The organism is Paenibacillus sp. ICGEB2008 (assembly GCF_000307675.1).
Classification (GTDB): domain Bacteria; phylum Bacillota; class Bacilli; order Paenibacillales; family Paenibacillaceae; genus Paenibacillus; species Paenibacillus polymyxa.
Window position 1 is genome coordinate 26,749 of record NZ_AMQU01000020.1, and the last position, 16,888, is coordinate 43,636.

At 46.0% G+C, this 16,888-nt stretch carries 15 protein-coding genes and 1 other RNA gene; 1 reads left to right on the forward strand and 15 read right to left on the reverse strand.

The genetic code is table 11. The features are described from left to right. Positions 1-295: 295 nt before the first annotated feature. Positions 296-1,447 carry a glycosyltransferase gene (locus C400_RS0118410; RefSeq protein WP_017427865.1) on the forward strand — a complete coding sequence of 384 codons (1,152 nt, stop codon included), beginning with the start codon at positions 296-298 and terminating at the stop codon, positions 1,445-1,447. 211 nt (positions 1,448-1,658) lie between these two features. Here C400_RS0118410 and C400_RS0118415 read toward each other — a convergent pair whose 3' ends face one another. The 15 genes from C400_RS0118415 to tpiA all read right to left on the reverse strand — a co-directional run bounded on the left by C400_RS0118415 (position 1,659) and on the right by tpiA (position 16,860). Then, positions 1,659-2,609 carry a ring-cleaving dioxygenase gene (locus tag C400_RS0118415; RefSeq protein ID WP_017427866.1) on the reverse strand — a complete coding sequence of 317 codons (951 nt, stop codon included), beginning with the start codon at positions 2,607-2,609 and terminating at the stop codon, positions 1,659-1,661. A gap of 72 nt (positions 2,610-2,681) precedes the next feature. Beyond that, complete coding sequence (locus tag C400_RS0118420; protein WP_016820138.1) at positions 2,682-3,080, reverse strand: DoxX family protein; 399 nt, start codon at positions 3,078-3,080, stop codon at positions 2,682-2,684. Positions 3,081-3,149: 69 nt separating this feature from the next. After that, the gene (locus tag C400_RS0118425) at positions 3,150-3,377 is read right to left on the reverse strand and encodes a DUF896 domain-containing protein (RefSeq protein WP_016820137.1); all 228 of its coding nucleotides are present in this window, start codon (positions 3,375-3,377) and stop codon (positions 3,150-3,152) included. Positions 3,378-3,728: 351 nt separating this feature from the next. Beyond that, positions 3,729-4,145 (reverse strand): DUF4280 domain-containing protein, encoded by a 417-nt coding sequence (locus C400_RS0118430; RefSeq protein ID WP_016820136.1) that lies wholly within the window; start codon positions 4,143-4,145, stop codon positions 3,729-3,731. Next, positions 4,146-4,667 carry a hypothetical protein gene (locus C400_RS0118435; protein WP_016820135.1) on the reverse strand — a complete coding sequence of 174 codons (522 nt, stop codon included), beginning with the start codon at positions 4,665-4,667 and terminating at the stop codon, positions 4,146-4,148. A 14-nt stretch (positions 4,668-4,681) separates the two neighbouring features. Beyond that, positions 4,682-5,932: a pentapeptide repeat-containing protein gene (locus tag C400_RS0118440; RefSeq protein WP_017427867.1), complete on the reverse strand. Its 1,251-nt coding sequence runs from the start codon at positions 5,930-5,932 to the stop codon at positions 4,682-4,684. A gap of 77 nt (positions 5,933-6,009) precedes the next feature. Further along, positions 6,010-7,425, reverse strand: coding sequence for a contractile injection system protein, VgrG/Pvc8 family (locus tag C400_RS0118445; protein WP_016820133.1), 1,416 nt, complete (start codon positions 7,423-7,425; stop codon positions 6,010-6,012). Then, complete coding sequence (locus tag C400_RS0118450) at positions 7,422-8,096, reverse strand: hypothetical protein (RefSeq protein WP_017427868.1); 675 nt, start codon at positions 8,094-8,096, stop codon at positions 7,422-7,424. The genes C400_RS0118445 and C400_RS0118450 overlap by 4 nt, the downstream gene beginning before the upstream one ends. A 388-nt stretch (positions 8,097-8,484) precedes the next feature. Continuing rightward, positions 8,485-8,849, reverse strand: a transfer-messenger RNA (tmRNA) gene (ssrA, locus tag C400_RS26465). Between the two features lie 255 nt (positions 8,850-9,104). Continuing rightward, positions 9,105-9,584: an SsrA-binding protein SmpB gene (gene smpB / locus C400_RS0118455; protein WP_007428162.1), complete on the reverse strand. Its 480-nt coding sequence runs from the start codon at positions 9,582-9,584 to the stop codon at positions 9,105-9,107. A gap of 265 nt (positions 9,585-9,849) precedes the next feature. Beyond that, positions 9,850-12,459 carry a ribonuclease R gene (gene rnr, locus C400_RS0118460; protein WP_017427869.1) on the reverse strand — a complete coding sequence of 870 codons (2,610 nt, stop codon included), beginning with the start codon at positions 12,457-12,459 and terminating at the stop codon, positions 9,850-9,852. 188 nt (positions 12,460-12,647) lie between these two features. Continuing rightward, positions 12,648-12,881, reverse strand: a complete 234-nt coding sequence (gene secG, locus C400_RS0118465; RefSeq protein ID WP_013368823.1) for a preprotein translocase subunit SecG — start codon at positions 12,879-12,881, stop codon at positions 12,648-12,650. A 330-nt stretch (positions 12,882-13,211) separates the two neighbouring features. Beyond that, positions 13,212-14,498 carry a phosphopyruvate hydratase gene (eno, locus tag C400_RS0118470; RefSeq protein WP_013368821.1) on the reverse strand — a complete coding sequence of 429 codons (1,287 nt, stop codon included), beginning with the start codon at positions 14,496-14,498 and terminating at the stop codon, positions 13,212-13,214. Between the two features lie 63 nt (positions 14,499-14,561). Then, entirely contained in the window at positions 14,562-16,106 is a 1,545-nt protein-coding gene (gene gpmI, locus C400_RS0118475; protein WP_016820126.1) for a 2,3-bisphosphoglycerate-independent phosphoglycerate mutase, read from the reverse strand. A gap of 1 nt (position 16,107) precedes the next feature. After that, positions 16,108-16,860 (reverse strand): triose-phosphate isomerase, encoded by a 753-nt coding sequence (gene tpiA, locus C400_RS0118480; RefSeq protein WP_013308264.1) that lies wholly within the window; start codon positions 16,858-16,860, stop codon positions 16,108-16,110. Positions 16,861-16,888: the final 28 nt, after the last annotated feature.

The following is a 16,888-nucleotide window of genomic DNA, read 5'->3' on the forward strand; positions in this document are numbered from 1 at the left end:
TTCTATAACTCCATATAGTTTACCATAAACATGCCCATTTCATCTCATGTTTGTTTGTGTCCCTTCTACTTTACATCCTTATGCATAATGCTACCATGACATATACATCACACCACTGAAACATATCTGCAAATCAGCAAAAAATACAGCACTTCCACATTAACATCCGCATAGGACCAAGCCTGTTTCGAACTTTGCGGGTTGTTTGACTAGACCAGGCTAAAATCCTTGAATACATTGTTATTATTTATCTCGTTCAAAGGTTCTCTAATTAGAATGGTGGGGGGAGATCACATTGGCTATCCGCTACAGCGTCATCATTCCAACCTATAATCGCGCCCAGCAGCTGTTACTCACACTCGCTTCATTTGAATCACAAACCTATCCGAAGCAATTATTCGAAGTCATTGTAGCTGATGATGGTTCTACAGACGGAACGAAAGAAATGGTCGAAGGCTTCAAAGCATCCTATCCTCTTATCTATGTGTCACACCCGGAACAACGCGGTCGATCTGCCGTTCGAAATTTGGGACTGCGCCGAGCAAAAGGGCTATACATCATTTTCTGTGACGCTGACTTTTTGGTGCTGCCTCATTTCATTAAAACCGTGAGCCGTTATCACCGCAAGTATCCCAAATCTGTGCTTTCAGGCATTCCGCACTCGTGGGACGATGCATTTACCCACTATCACCCTGATTTTTCTGTGGAAGAAAAAGAACATTGTCGGAGCATACTTACACAATCCGGCTTATGGAATCCTGACTTTGAAACAGCGAATGAAATTACCCCGGTCATAACGCCAGAAGATATCCTTCATCAAACGGGCGCACTGTCTAAAGTCGTTAGTCCCACAAGGGTTCCTCCCAATACGCAGAAACAATTTGCCTCAACGGACGTAGCTCCCTGGATGATGCTAGTAACTCGTTGTGTGGCCATCAGACGCAACCACTTAATTCGTATTGGAGGTTTCAATGAACGGTTTGTGCTGTATGGACTCGAAGACTGGGATCTTGGCTATAGACTGCATCGCTTAAAAATCCCTTTTTATTGCATCAAAGAGGTGGTCGGGTATCATCAGGAGCATCCAACCCATCTTAGAGGTAACGTTTTAAATACGGAAAATCTAAGAATCATGTATGAAACTTACGGGTTCAATGACTCCTCGTTAAATTTATTTGCTCTGATTCCTCCATCCGAGGATTTTGAGACCTACAAAAATACGCTGCGAGTATTGCGCAGGGGACTCCGTTCCAGGTTAACACGTTCATCAGCTATGTTGTTGAGAAGGACACTACGCATTGCTGCCAAGCAGTTTTATTATCACAACAACACCCCAGCATACCAACAATCATTACGAGCGATACAAAGGAAAGCTGAGAACCGGAAAAGCCGAGTCGCTCACGTGATAAGAGAAATGCTGAAAAAGTCCGAAAGGCTGGTGGAATAACAAGAGGGCGGAAGGTCATGAGATATATACCTGGAAGCAGGTTCTGTCTTGGATAGATAATGTCGTATATTAGATTAGTCAAATCATAAATATAGGTTAATTGCGGAGGATTTCATTTTCAGGAGGTAATTCATCGAATGAAAAATCCACAATCGAATGAGATTGTGGATTTATGTGACTTTATCTGGATGCAAAACAGCAGCTATTTCGTTTACTTTTGTTTATCTGTTAATGTTCTCACTTCAATAGGATGCAGGTTTGCCTCGATCTGAGCCCGCTGCGGTTCATACCACTCTGGTAGCATTAATTTCTGCCCCAAAGATTCCGCAGGTTCATCGTTAGCAAATCCCGGTGGATCTGTAGCAATTTCAAATAGTATGCCGCCCGCTTCTCTGAAATATATCGCATTAAAATATTGGCGGTCGATGATTGGGGTCGGCTGATAGCCATAATGCTGGACTGTGCTTCTCCACTCTTCATGTTGCTCGAAATCTTTTGCGCGCCATGCAATGTGATGTACTGTGCCTGCTCCACCAAAGCCTAAACCCATTTTCGCAAGCGGAACATCCACGATATTACCGATTTCTCCTGCAGATTGATAACGAGCATATTCGGCGTCTTCGTCGATTTTCGTAAATCCGAGTATGCTCTCCAATGCATCCATCGTTTTCTGTGGGTTGGCGCTAAATAGCACTGCACCTCCGAACCCCTTGATTGCTTTATCAGCCGAAATGCCATCGTAAGACCAAGTACTGCTCGCTCCCTCTGCACGTTCAACAAGCTCAAGACGTAGGCCCTCATTATCCTCGAATTGAAGGTATTGTTCATTAAAACGGCTTGTTTTCGTAACTTGAATACCAAAGCTTTTCAAACGATGCTGCCAAAAATCAAGCGAACCTAGCGGTACCACATACGAGGTTATACCCACCTGGCCGCCTCCGATTCGCCCTTTGGGAGTTCCTGGTGCCGGGAAAAAAGTAATAATCGTTCCAGGACTTCCTGCCTCGTTACCAAAATACAAGTGGTAAACCTCAGGAGCATCGAAGTTGATCGTTTTCTTCACTAACCGAAGTCCAAGAATACCTGCATAGAAATCGACATTTGCCTGCGGATTACCAGCAAAAGCTGTAATATGATGAATACCTGCAGTTTGAAGTGACATATAAAATCCTCCTTTTAATTGTAGAAATCCTTATTTTTATCATTGGTAATTTTTAATGACTTAGTTCATGTATTAATGAAGTATTGCATCAATGGAATATGGACCTGCGCCTATCAACGCAATACCGACTACGACAGCAATAAGAACCAGCGGATATTCATAGCCATTAGCGGTGGCCCAGATCCCGTTTTGACCATGTACTTTGACAATCGCTCCAAGCATCGTCATTGTAATCAACAGTGCAGCCAGTGGAGTAAGCAGTCCTACAGCAAATAGAGCTCCTCCCAGCAATTCCATCAATCCAGCGGCCACGGCCATCAATACTCCGGGCTTGATCCCGATTGATTCCATCCAACCACCGGTACCTTTTGGACCATAACCGCCAAACCAGCCAAAAAGCTTCTGAGCCCCGTGCCCCACAAATAGCAATCCTACTACCAAACGTATCAACAACAATCCACTCGCCAACATAAAATCACGCTCCATATTATATTTATTATTTAAAGATTTTTAAATTAGAGATATTGAGCAAAGCTAAATTCATGGTTTAACGATTTTAGCCTGCTCTCTTCTAAGTTTTTCAGGAGTTACATCATCACCATTTGGATCGTAAATCGTAGCGTTCAAGAGAATACTTTGTACAGATCCCCGAAAGATTTGAAGGTATTCCTTGCGAAGATCCATTTGCTCCGTTTTTTCAATTTCAGTTAACCCAACTTCTTTTGCTTTGTTTGCCAACTGATTAATTCTTTCTAAAATCGCAATCATGTGTATACCTCCCTATGCAAAATTTTCTGTTTGTTTTTATCTTTAATTTATTTATCTTGATATAAAGATATAATATTTTTTTATTCTTGTCAACACTTTATTAAAAAGGGAAGAAGATAGACCCTTGAGTTGCTTTTCACCCCCATAATATCAAGGCCATCTCCATACTGATATTACTTGTATTTTAAACGTACTATTGCAGTGACCAGACCATCGTAGGTACGATGGATATCCTGATAAGATCGCTTCTTTATCTGGATATCCATCGGATACGAATGCGAAGCAGCCTTCAGTTCAACTGTATACACGTCCCGAATACAATTCGAAACCTAACAGCTTTGAAACAGACCCTTAGTCCAGCTCCTGTCCATCATTTTCAATTTGAATATGACCACAATACAGACATTGATGGGTACAGTTTTGTGTCAAAGCCGGCTGTCCTTCGATCTTCACATCACTTTTCCCATTCAGCCACGGCATGGTCAGGACTGGAACACACGGAGCCTTCTTCACGCCATAGATGTCTACCATCTCACTAGCCTGCACAGCTGGATTTAAGGGACTGGAGCAATTTCCAAAAGACTGAATGTTCACTCCTGGAACGTAATCTCCAATGTTCATTTGTGCTTTGTTTTTTACGTAGACTCCATGGCTAAAAGGTCTCTTCAAACGGGTAGGTTGTGTGCCATAACTACAACTTAAGATCGCTCCTGCCACGACATAGCTTTTTTTTGCACCCGTTCCCGGTCTCACCTGGGCTTCTCCCACTTACCCCATCCTCCTTAGTGCTTCTATCTCAACTCTTAGCACTCGAATACCTGTAAAAGATCGGCGCAGCAGGCTTTCTGCCACAGCCAAATGGATATAGATATAAGGTTCGATCAGTCCCTCAATCCGAAAAACAGGAGGCTCTATCTCCCCCTGTCTCAGTAGCAAACGCTTCAACGTACCATTGAGGTACCATTCCGTTTGTGCGGACAAACAGTCCACCATCGGCGGACGAAGCACCCAGTATACCTCCTGTCTGGCCTGCTGGAAATCGGTAAGGATGGCTGCTTTCCACTTCAGTTCCGGCATATATTTCTCCAATAATACTTTCATCCGATCGGACACCAGTGGTAGGGGAAATTCCAAAAAATCCGGGTACACTGTTCGTGGATCGGTATGTACAGCCAAAAAAAGAGGTTCATCCTGCTGTTGCTGTCCCTCGGCCTCCGTCAGGATATCTTCTACTTGCAAAGGAGACAGCGCAGCAGGCTCCACCCGATGCTTTACCCGCTCGTCTACCATCAGTCGAAAACATCTCAGTGCAGCCACCCCCTTTTACTAGCAGCATCCCTGACCTGTGTAGACCACTCCAAACCAATGGCTCCTCTACGCTGTTCATCGGTTAAAATGACTCCTTGTACGTTTGCACCCGTAAAATCAGTCCCGATCAGGCAAGCCCCTTTAAAGGATGCACCTGTCACATCTGCTCCAACAAAGCAGGCATCCGTGAGGTCTGCCCCGTCCAAGGACGCTTTTTGTAGTAACGCCTCTTGAAATATGGCTCCCCGCAACTGTGCATCTTGAAAACGGGCCCCCTGCAAGCTCGCCCCTGTGAAATCTACGCCAGCAAAACCCAATGGCTCCCAATCTAGTGAAGCATCTGATCCATATCCGGCGTTACCTATAACGACATCCAATATGGCCTCTTTCAACGAGCATCCGCTAAAATTGGCTCCATGAAGTACGCTGTATGTCAAATCGATTCCATTTAGCTGACTTTCCTGCCACACCGTTCCTACCAGGATACAACCATGCAGACGGCTGTGTTCCATTCTGATTTGGCGAAAGGCTGTATAACGTAAATCCAACAGGCTGTAATCCCCATCCGATAGTTCAACTTGGGTCAACGCCTGATAGCTGTACGCATGTTCTTCTCTTTCCTCCAACCATGACCGAATCTCATTCGCCCCCATGGCTCTGCGATCTTCTCGATATACCGACACACTATGATCCATATATTCCCCCACACGAATCTCGAACGTCTCATCTCGCTCCAGCTCTTGAAACTCCGGCAAGCACACCGCCTGTTTCATCGCCAAACGCAACGCATTCACAACGAGCGCATGAATGTGTACTGCTGCCTCCAACATTATCTGCTCCCATTCAAGCTCCGATAGAGAAACATGCTGCTTCTCTACCTCCCCTCGCAATTGTCGCTGCAAATCGGTCCAGTAGGAATATGTCCAGCTTGTATCCCATTCAAATCGGATCGGCTGCGGATCAAGCATCCATAAAACATCGGAAATCTCTACGAGATAACCAGGCCGTTCTTCCAGCCACATGGTACGTAGCATAGAGTACGTGATATAACCGATCCTTCCTTTTCTTCCTTGAAGCTGCTCTTGCCGAATGTGCTGGCAATATCCCCGAAACTCTTCGACACAGGCCTGAATCCGTTGCTCCTGCGTCCCCTTGAACTTCAGTGCCCAGTCTCTGCGGATGAGAAACCACGCCTGATTCAAAATGGCTTGCCATTGCGGTTCTAACTCATCCATAGGCTTCTCCATTTGTACTCAACCACCACCCAAAGCTCTTCATATACTCATATCTACAGGCTGATGCCATTCGTCCGCTGCCCTACAGCCTAATTCGACTTCACTTCACTGCCCTTCATATCCGCTGATCCACTCAATTGAATATGACTGCCATTGCAATCCATACGCAGCTCGCTGCCTGCCGACAAATTCATCGTTTTCCCAGCCGACAAGCTCAGATTACCACCCGCCGAGATACTTACCTGTTTATTGCTCATAATATGAATGCCTTCCTTATCGTCCAGCTTGATAAAAATAGCACCATCTTTACCCGTCACGACCAGTTCATCCGGTCCCAAACGAATTTCTTTTCCATGAGGTGTTCGCCATATTTTCATCTGCGGATTGGAAAGCTTGTTATGCCCGCTTCCTCTGTCTGCACGTCGGACTGCACTGCCTGCTACCCCATCCTCTTCACGACTGCCCGGAAAATAGAGTGAAACTGGGTCCCCTTCTTCCGGCATCACATACCATCCTGTATGTCCCCCACCGCTATACACCGTCGAATAGTTGAACCAATGCGCCTGATCGACCGCCTGCTTCTCGTCGCAGTCCAGATGGATACGTACCTGATCCTGACGTACGTCTACGACCACCCCGCCTAATGAAGCACCCGCCAGATTTTCCTGATAATAGCCTTTCTGCCGTAAGCCTTTGTACGAGGCAAGCACATATTGATGCCGCAACAGCCCTTGCCTCATCTCTGTATAAGCCTCAATAACATACAAACTGTGTCCCTGAAAGGTCAACTGAGCGCCCAGATCCAGCACCTCGTCTGTCTCCACCTCATAAAAAATAAAATCATTTTCGTTCACCTTCGCCTGCTCATTTTCCTGAAAGTAGCGAAAAGGCAGCATCTGCTTGCGTACTGTATAACGGGTATGATCTAGCACGGCCTGTGCAGGGCTGTCTTCAATGCCAAAATAAAATTTAGGACTGTCAAAACGCGCCACAGGCATCAGGCTCGTATGATAGCGAGAAGCCATGCGTCTTAAAAAAGCCCAATCCGTCTCCTGATACTGGATGGCAATCCGTCCGATAGGCTCTCCACCTGTCGCTCCATCAATCACATCCAACCCTTCATAATCCTTACCAATCTGCTCCAGCATCTGGGGAATCGTCATTTTGGTATATTGAAAAGAACGGGTGCGTTGCTGGATATCCATCCGATAAGTATGGGAGATGGCCTCTACCTCCAGATAGTACACATCCCGCACAACCTTCACTTCGACCGAGAGCGCAATCCCGCTGAATAGCGGCTTACTTTCACCCGATTCATTGCGTTGGCTCACCTCAATCACCGTGTTCTTTTCCGTCGTTTCCACATAGCTGTCCTGCATGTCTTCCGGGATGATCCCTGTAAAATAGAGCCGAGTATGCTCGTTGATTTTCTTCGTGAGGGTAAGCTGCTCCAACTCAACCAGCTCGTAGGGATGGATTTGGATATTATCGTAGCCCAGACTCATAGCGAATCCGCTCCTTTCTCAAGCGTAGTTTGTAAGGGCAATGAAACTGCATGAAGCGACTGCACTGTATTTTCCGCTACAGGTATCCATACCTCCATGTCCGATTCCGTACAGTTAAACGTTCCCATCATCACCTGTCCTGCATGGGTGAACAGCAGGATTTCGTTGTACAAATTCGTATCCACGCCTGCAGCTATAAAACGGATCATGCCAATGGATAGACCAGACTGATTTACGATCACTTGAGTGCCCAACCAGTTACGGATTGGTTGTACAGCTCGCAAAGTGTCCGCCATTTGCTCCACAAACTCAGAAAGCTCCTCGTCCGCCAAAAATGATTCTGTCCGATTAAAAGTGATATTCACCGTTCCATCCTCCGAGGTATAAATGACCTCTGGACGATACTCTGATGGATACTTAAATTTGGCCTGCTCCAGTGGCATCAAGCTAAAAGATTTTGGGACGCTTACCTCCAATTGTCCGTCCAAAATCATTCTCCATTCCAACGCAATGAACTCATCACCTAACCGCAACGCCATACTTTTTCCAGACACGGATTGATCCTGATCAGATATAGCAGTTTGAGAAAGACTCGTATTTACGTTATTAGATGCAACATCATAATTAAGCCTATTTTTTAGACTTAAAATATGCTCGTCCATATAGCTCATAGGGTTAGTCCCTTCTTCGTAAAAAAGATAAGTATTTAATTCAAAATATAAAAGCAAAAGGGCATATTTAACAATAACCCATCTTATGTATGTATCGGCCAGAATCGAGATTTTGTTTACAGAAAGAACCATCCCATGTGTTATTTTCAATGTACATTTCTGAAATTAATATGGAGAAGGGGATTGATATCGGAACGGACAATGGATCGAATTGAATCCTTCCTTGCTCAGAATGAAAGCAGGTATTATGTCTTGGAAAGGCCGCTCCCTTAATGCAAGTGATTTTATCAAGCGGTTTGGATAATGGGGGTTTGTAGAGTTGAAGTTACACATGGTCCACAACCGAACCTACTAAAATGCAAAAACCCGCTCAAGGAGCGGGTTTTTTTAATGGAGGCGAGGGGAGTCGAACCCCTGTCCGAAGATAACGACACATAAGCTTCTACGGGTGTAGTCACAGTTTTGATGTCACCCGAGTATCGCCCCGTAACCGGCTATACGTTGGGTCAGCCTGATTGTCTTCTTCAGCACACCCCAGGCGGAGATGTGGCAGCGTATCCCACTATAGGTTAGCCCCTACATCCGGCACATGGGCGATGCAGGAGAGGAGCACGCTCACAGGTTATTAAGCTGCGAAAGCGTAGTTGTTTTGTTGTTTGCCGTTTAATAGGCTTTAGCGTTGATGAAGTGGACGCGTCCCCACTACCCGCTACCCATGCTCGAACTATCCCCGTCGAATCCATAAACGCCCCCTTATTATAAAAGGGCTCCACGGATAAATCCGGAAATACCGGAGCATAAGTGCATAATATCAAAAGCTGAATCCTAAGATTCAACACTCCGAACAAGTTAAATCAAGATGCATTGAAAAATTACTACTTCGTTAGTATAACATATTACATGTCATAACGAAACGGAATGAAGCCATTAAGGCTCGATAAAATAGCACCATTACAGGAACAAGTAACTTATCCACGTAATTTGTACCATACAGAGTAAGCAGACTGCTTATCTTGCAATTTTTTGCTTCTCTCTTAGTGCACGTTGGATATCACGCTGTGCATCACGTTTGGCAGCTGTTTCGCGCTTATCATACTGCTTTTTACCTCTACCCAGTCCAAGTAGCAGTTTGGCATAACCGTTGCGAACATAAATTTTGAGCGGCACGATGGTGTAGCCTTCCTGTTTCGAGAGACCAATAAGCTTACGAATCTGCTCTTTATGCAGCAGCAACTTACGCGTACGCGTCGGATCAGTCGGATTGTTACGATTACCTTGTTCAAAAGGGCTGATATGCATATTGTGAATATGAATTTCGCCATTACGGATCGTAGCAAAAGCATCGCTTATATTAGAGCGACCATTCCGCAGAGACTTAATCTCTGTTCCCGTTAACACCATGCCCGCCTCGTAGGTATCTTCAATAAAATAGTCATGGGAAGCTTTTTTGTTCTGGGCGAGCACTTTCCCGTCTGCCTTCTTACCCATGAATACCACTCCTTATACATAACTTAATTCAATCTAGAAATCCCGCTACAATGAGCTACCCTAGAAATATATTGTAACAAATTTCGGATGGTAAAAGCAAGAAAAGTCAAGGCTTCTACATTTCTAATTACCCCAAAAGCGCACTAAAATCAAGCGGCTTCTATCCATTACTGCAGACAGAAACCGCTCATATACCTAAGCTTCCATCAGCATCATCCACTGCTCTTGAAAAGCTCCAGTTACCTAACAAGTAAGTTATACCAACCTACTTTTTCTTTTTCCGTACAAACCCAGCGGTGCTATTTCCGCCGTTACCGCCCTTTTTTTTCCGCTTGCGACGTGCTGCGCCTTCACCGCCTGATCTGGCATCATTACCTGGGGTAGCTGCATCACCAATGAATATCCCGCTGGTAGACGTCTTCTTCCGCCGCTTGCTTGCCCCGGATGCTGGCGAGTTATACCCGCCCTTGCCACTGCCAAAACCGAAGCTGCCTGTCGAGCCTGTACCGACACCGTTTCCGCCACCACGACCTGCACGACCTGCAGTGCTGATGCCTCCGTTGCCGCCCTCTTTAGGCTTTCCAGCCGTCTCACGGCCGCCTTTACGCTCTCTACCAGCCTTGTCCTTGCCGCCCTTGCGGTCACGTCCTTCTCGGCCCCTGCCTTTACCGCGGCCCTCGCCACGTGTAAAATCTCCGCCCTGGCCCGAGCCACCCGTCCGTTCACGGCGTTGCCGTTGCTTCATATCGACGAGTTCGAAGTCAATTGTGTAATCTTCCATATTCACACGTGCGACGCGAACCTTAACCTCATCCCCAATGCGGAACACCTTAGAGGTGCGTTCTCCGATTAACGCCATATGCTGCTCGTCAAAATGATAATAGTCGTCCGTAAGTGCACTCAGACGCGTCAGACCCTCGACAGTGTTGTCTAGCTCAATGAACATCCCAAAGCTGGTTACACTGCTGATGATCCCCTCGAACTCCTCGCCAACCTTGTCCAGCATGTATTCAGCCTTTTTCATTTGCTCTGTGTCACGCTCTGCATCCACAGCCACACGTTCACGCTCGGAGGATTGTTGAGCAATGTCTGGCATGCGTGCAGTCAAGTATTCCTGACGCTCATCTGTCAAAGCCCCGCCATTCTCCAACACCTCACGAATAACACGGTGAATTACCAAGTCAGGGTAACGACGAATCGGTGATGTAAAATGAGAGTAATACTCCGCGGCTAGTCCAAAATGACCTGTCGACTCCGCATCATACTTGGCCTGCTTCATCGAACGCAGCATCATCGTGCTAAGCACCGTTTGCTCCTTCGTACCCTGAATGTCTTCCAACAATGTTTGCAGTGCACGCGGATGAATGGAATTTCCTCGACCTTTGATCTGATGACCAAAATTAGCTGCGAAAGCCATAAAATTTTGCAGCTTCTCTGGATCGGGGTCCTCATGAATTCGGTACAAGAACGGTACCTTAAGCCAGTGAAAATGTTCGGCTACCGTTTCATTGGCCGCCAGCATAAACTCTTCGATAATTTGTTCGGCTATCGTACGATCCCTTTTCACAATATCGACAGCTTTGCCTTCGTCATCTACAATCACTTTGGCCTCATCAAAATCAAAATCAACCGCACCCCGGCGCATCCGATTTGCACGCAGCTTCAACGCCAAATCCTTCATCGTGCGGAATACATCAACCAGGTCCTTGTAGCGTTCCATCAGTTCTGCATCTTCCTCTTCGAGGATTTTGCGAACGTTCGTGTAGGTCATCCGTTCCTTTGTTTTAATCACGCTGGTGAAAATATCATGCTTTACGACCTTCATATGCTCATTGAATTCCATCTCACAGGATAAAGTCAGTCGATCCACCTGAGGATTCAATGAACATATTCCGTTTGAAAGTCGATGTGGAAGCATCGGAATGACGCGGTCAACCAAATACACACTGCAACCGCGGTTATATGCCTCCTGATCCAGTTTAGAGTTCTCAAGCACATAATACCCTACGTCAGCAATATGAACGCCCAGACGGTAGTTTCCATTCGGCAAGCGCTCTACATTAACCGCATCATCGAGGTCTTTGGCATCCTCACCGTCGATGGTAACAATGACCTTATCGCGCAAATCACGCCGTCCTTGACGTATAATTTCTTCTTCCGTAATCGCATCAGGAGCCTGATCCGCTTCCGCCATCACTTCATCCGGAAAGGCTTCCGGGAGCTGATGCTTGCGAATAACGGACAAGATGTCAACGCCCGGATCATCCTTATGACCCAGCACCTCCAGCACTTCGCCTTCTGCCGCTGCACGTCCTTCCGGATAGCTCACAATACGCACGACGACCTTTTGCCCGTTCACAGCTCCGTTAAAGCTGTCCTTAGGAATGAAAATGTCCCGGTTAATACGTTTATCATCCGGCAAAACAAAACCATATGCTTCGTGGCTCTGAAACACACCGACTACCTGAAGCACTGCGCGCTTCACGATTCGCACAACTTCGCCTTCTAATCGGCCACCCGCAGGTCCCTTTGACGTCACTCTTACCAGTACCGTATCTCCATTCATTGCGCTCTTTAAGTCGTTGGCATGAATGTACACATCCGGGTGCTCCCGGTCCTCTGGAATCAAAAAAGCAAACCCCTTGGCATGGGCCTGCAAACGCCCGCGCTGCAAATCCATCCGTTCTGGAACACCATAACGGTTTGTGCGGGTCAGCAGAATTTTCCCGTCTTCCTCCAATGCGTTCAAGAGCTTAAGGAATTCACGAAACTCTTCTGCATCCTTAACGTCAAAATGTTGCTCCAGCTCCTGGTATGTCATAGGCTTGTATGCGGTCTCGCGCATGAAATCAAGTAGTTGTTGCTCTGTTATCATAATTTTGTCCACCTCGGGTGACCTTTAATTTTCAGTAATAAATCCGCATGTTCCTTGTTCCTGATACAAGGCTCTTAATATACTCATACCCTAGTATACACGAATTTAATCGACGGCATCCCTGCCTGTCCAAAATCCAAAAAAGCCCCCGTTTCCCATGAAACGAAGGCTTAAGGTATATACTTATCTTATTTTGCGAAAAATGCAACCAAAACGGAAACGATCATAAAACATGCACCCAAAACAGCAGTTACGCGTTGTAAAATCAAATCCATACCGCGAGCTTTGGTCTTGCCGAACAGATGCTCAGCACCGCCAGAGATGGCACCGGACAAACCTGCGCTTTTCCCCTTTTGCAGTAAAACAACCGCTATAACAGCAATCGAGAACACAACGAGCAGCACTTTCAAAAAGATTTCCATGAAAAATCCCACCTCCTGAGCTTATACATCTGTTTTGCAAAACAACACAGCCTCTTTTATGAAAACATGCACATATCATGCTTTAAATAGCCGGAAATTAACGCAAAACACTATTTTTATTCTACCACAGCTTCCAGTAGATAACAACAGCTACAGTAAGACACTTAGCCATTAAGCTTCTGTAGATAATAGATACATTATTCATAACAAAAAACAGACCTGCTTGCATATAGCGAGCAGGTCTGTTTAATTCATGCGTAAAAGCTTCGAGCGTCAGACTTCGTGATCATAAACCATCGTTCTAAGACGCTGTCAGCATTTTTCGCAATATTATTTTTTCAGGTTGTAGAAAGATTTCAGGCCGTGGTATTGAGCCAGTTCGCCCAGTTGATCCTCAATGCGGAGCAATTGGTTGTACTTCGCAATACGGTCAGTACGGGAAGGAGCACCAGTTTTGATTTGGCCTGCATTTGTTGCAACAGCGATATCAGCGATTGTGCTGTCTTCGGATTCACCGGAACGGTGAGAGATTACAGCTGTGTATCCTGCGCGTTTAGCCAATTCGATAGCATCGAATGTTTCAGTCAGCGTACCGATTTGGTTTACTTTGATCAGGATAGAGTTACCGATGTTTTCATCGATACCTTTAGCCAGACGCTCAGTGTTAGTTACGAACAGGTCGTCACCAACCAATTGGATTTTGTTGCCCAGTTTTTCAGTGAGCAATTTCCAACCTTCCCAGTCATCTTCGGAGCAGCCATCTTCGATTGTGATGATTGGGTATTTATCAACCCAAGAAGCAAGCAGGTCAACGAACTCAGCAGAAGTGAAGGATTTGCCTTCGCCTTCCAAAGTGTATTTGCCATCTTTGAAGAACTCAGTGGAGGCAACGTCCATACCGAGGAATACGTCAACACCTGGTTTGTAACCAGCTTTTTCGATTGCTTCGATAATAGTGGACAGAGCTTCTTCGTTGGATTTGAAGTTAGGAGCAAAACCACCTTCATCACCAACAGCTGTGTTCAAGCCTTTGGAATTCAGTACAGATTTCAGGTTGTGGAAGATTTCTGCGCCAACACGCAGAGCTTCTTTAAATGTAGGAGCGCCTACAGGCAGAACCATGAATTCTTGTACGTCAACGTTGTTGTCGGCATGAGCACCACCGTTAACGATGTTCATCATTGGTACTGGCAATTGTTTAGCGTTGAATCCACCCAGGTAAGTGTACAGTGGCAAGCCCAGAGCTTCAGCAGCAGCGCGAGCGACAGCCATGGATACAGCCAGAATTGCATTTGCACCCAGTTTACCTTTGTTTGGAGTACCATCCAATTTGATCATCAATGTATCGATTTCTACTTGGTTCACAGCATCCAAGCCGATTACTTCAGGAGCAATAATTTCGTTCACGTTTTTAACTGCTTGCAGAACACCTTTACCCAGGTAACGGGATTTGTCGTTATCGCGAAGCTCTACAGCTTCGTGAGCGCCTGTGGATGCACCAGAAGGAACGATAGCGCGACCAATCGCACCGGATTCCAGATATACTTCAACTTCAACCGTAGGGTTACCACGGGAGTCGAGGACTTCGCGAGCGTACACGTCAGAAATAATAGTCATTTGTACTTAATCTCCTTTGTAATTCATAATTTATTGGTCAAGCCTATACTTATTAAATCAAGCTTACTTGCGGGATGCAATCATAGATTTTCCTGTCATTTCCGCAGGTTGCGGAAGTTGCATCAAATCCAGAAGCGTTGGAGCTACGTCAGCCAGAATTCCATGCTCACGTAGAACGATATTTTCGTCAGTCAAAATGAACGGAACCGGATTCGTTGTGTGAGCTGTGAACGGACGTCCCTGCTCATCAATTTCCATATCCGCGTTACCATGGTCAGCGATGATAATTACCACGCCGCCTTTGGCTTTAACTGCATCTACAACACGTCCAACACACTCATCCGTTGTCTCTACTGCCTTAATTGTTGGTTCCAGCATACCGGAGTGTCCAACCATATCCGGATTGGCAAAGTTCAGGATAATCGCATCATGCTTGTCGGCTTCGATTTCCTTAACAGCAGCATCCGCTACTTCATACGCACTCATTTCAGGCTGCAGATCATATGTAGCCACTTTAGGCGAGTTGATCAAAATACGAGTTTCGCCAGGAAGCTCCACATCGCGTCCGCCACTGAAAAAGAAAGTAACGTGCGGATACTTTTCTGTCTCAGCAATACGCAATTGCTTTTTGTTGTTTTGTACCAGCACTTCGCCAAACGTGTTGTCCAGGTTTTTCGGTTCATAGGCAACAAAGCCTCCAACCGTTTCACTGAACAAGGTCAGGCAAACAAAGTGCAGATTTTTAGGCCATTGTGGCCCACGGTCAAAACCACGGAAATCTTCATTGGTAAATACTTGAGACAATTGAATCGCACGGTCAGGACGGAAATTCAGGAATACGACAGAGTCATTGCTTTCAACCAGCCCTACAGGGCTTCCATCAGCCTTCACAATAACAGTTGGCTCCACGAATTCATCGAACACTGATTTTTCATACGATTCCTTCAATGCTTCGAGTGGGTCGGTATATTGAGGACCTTCACCGTATACGATTGCACGGTAAGATTTCTCAACACGTTCCCAACGTTTGTCGCGGTCCATTGCATAATAGCGTCCTTGTACGGTTGCAATTTGGCCAATGCCCACTTCCTGAATTTTAGCGACCAGTTGTTGCATAAAGCCTACGCCGCTATCAGGCATAACGTCACGTCCATCCATGAAAGCATGAATGTACACTTCGGTTAATCCTTCTTTTTTAGCCAGATCCAGCATAGCGAACAGATGGCTGATATGGCTATGCACACCACCGTCGGACAGAAGTCCGTACAAGTGAAGTTTAGTGTTGTTCTTCTTCGCATGCTGCACGGCTTTAACCAATGTTTCATTGTCGAAGAACTCGCCTTCACGGATGGACTTCGAAATACGAGTCAAATCTTGATATACGATTCGGCCTGCGCCGATGTTCAAGTGACCTACTTCGGAGTTACCCATTTGTCCTTCCGGCAGACCCACCGCTTCACCAGAAGCCGTCAAAGTAGTATGTGGATACTGTTTTAAATACCGGTCGTAATTCGGTTTATTGGCCTGTGCAACCGCATTGCCTTCCACAGTGTCACGCAGTCCGAATCCGTCCATAATAATTAAAGCTACCGGTTTTGGTGCTGTCATCTTACTTCGCCCCCTCAACAAGCGCGATGTACGACGCCGGTTGAAGACTGGCACCGCCCACGAGCGCGCCGTCGATATCGCTTTGACCCAGGTACTCAGTAACATTTTCAGGTTTTACACTACCACCGTACTGAATACGTACAGCATTTGCTGTATTTTCATCATACAGCTCTTTAATCAGACTACGGATGTAGGAAATCACTTCATTCGCATCCTGCGAAGTGGAGGATTTGCCTGTTCCGATGGCCCAGATTGGCTCATAAGCAACTACAACTTGTGCCGCTTGATCTTTAGCCAGACCAGCAAAAGCTGCTACAGTTTGCACTTTTACAACTTCTTTGGTTTGACCTGCTTCACGGTCTTCCAGCTTTTCGCCTACGCATACGATTGGTGTCAGGCCATGACGGAATGCTGCATGAACCTTTTTGTTCACCGTTTCGTCTGTTTCGTTGAAATACTCACGACGCTCGGAGTGTCCGATCACAACGTAGTCTACGCCCAGATCTTTCAGCATTCCGCCGCTGATTTCACCTGTAAATGCGCCATCTTCTGCAAAGTGCAGGTTTTGTGCGCCGATTTTAATAGATGTACCTTTTACTGCTTCAACCAGAGCAGGAAGATTTGTAAATGGAGCACATATAACGCTCTCCACTCCTGCAACCTCTGCTTTACCTTTGATCTCTTCGATGAAGGTTTTAGCTTCTGGTACGGTTTTGAACATCTTCCAGTTACCCGCGATAATCGGTGTTCTCAATGGTTTCAACTCCTAACTATTAGGTGCC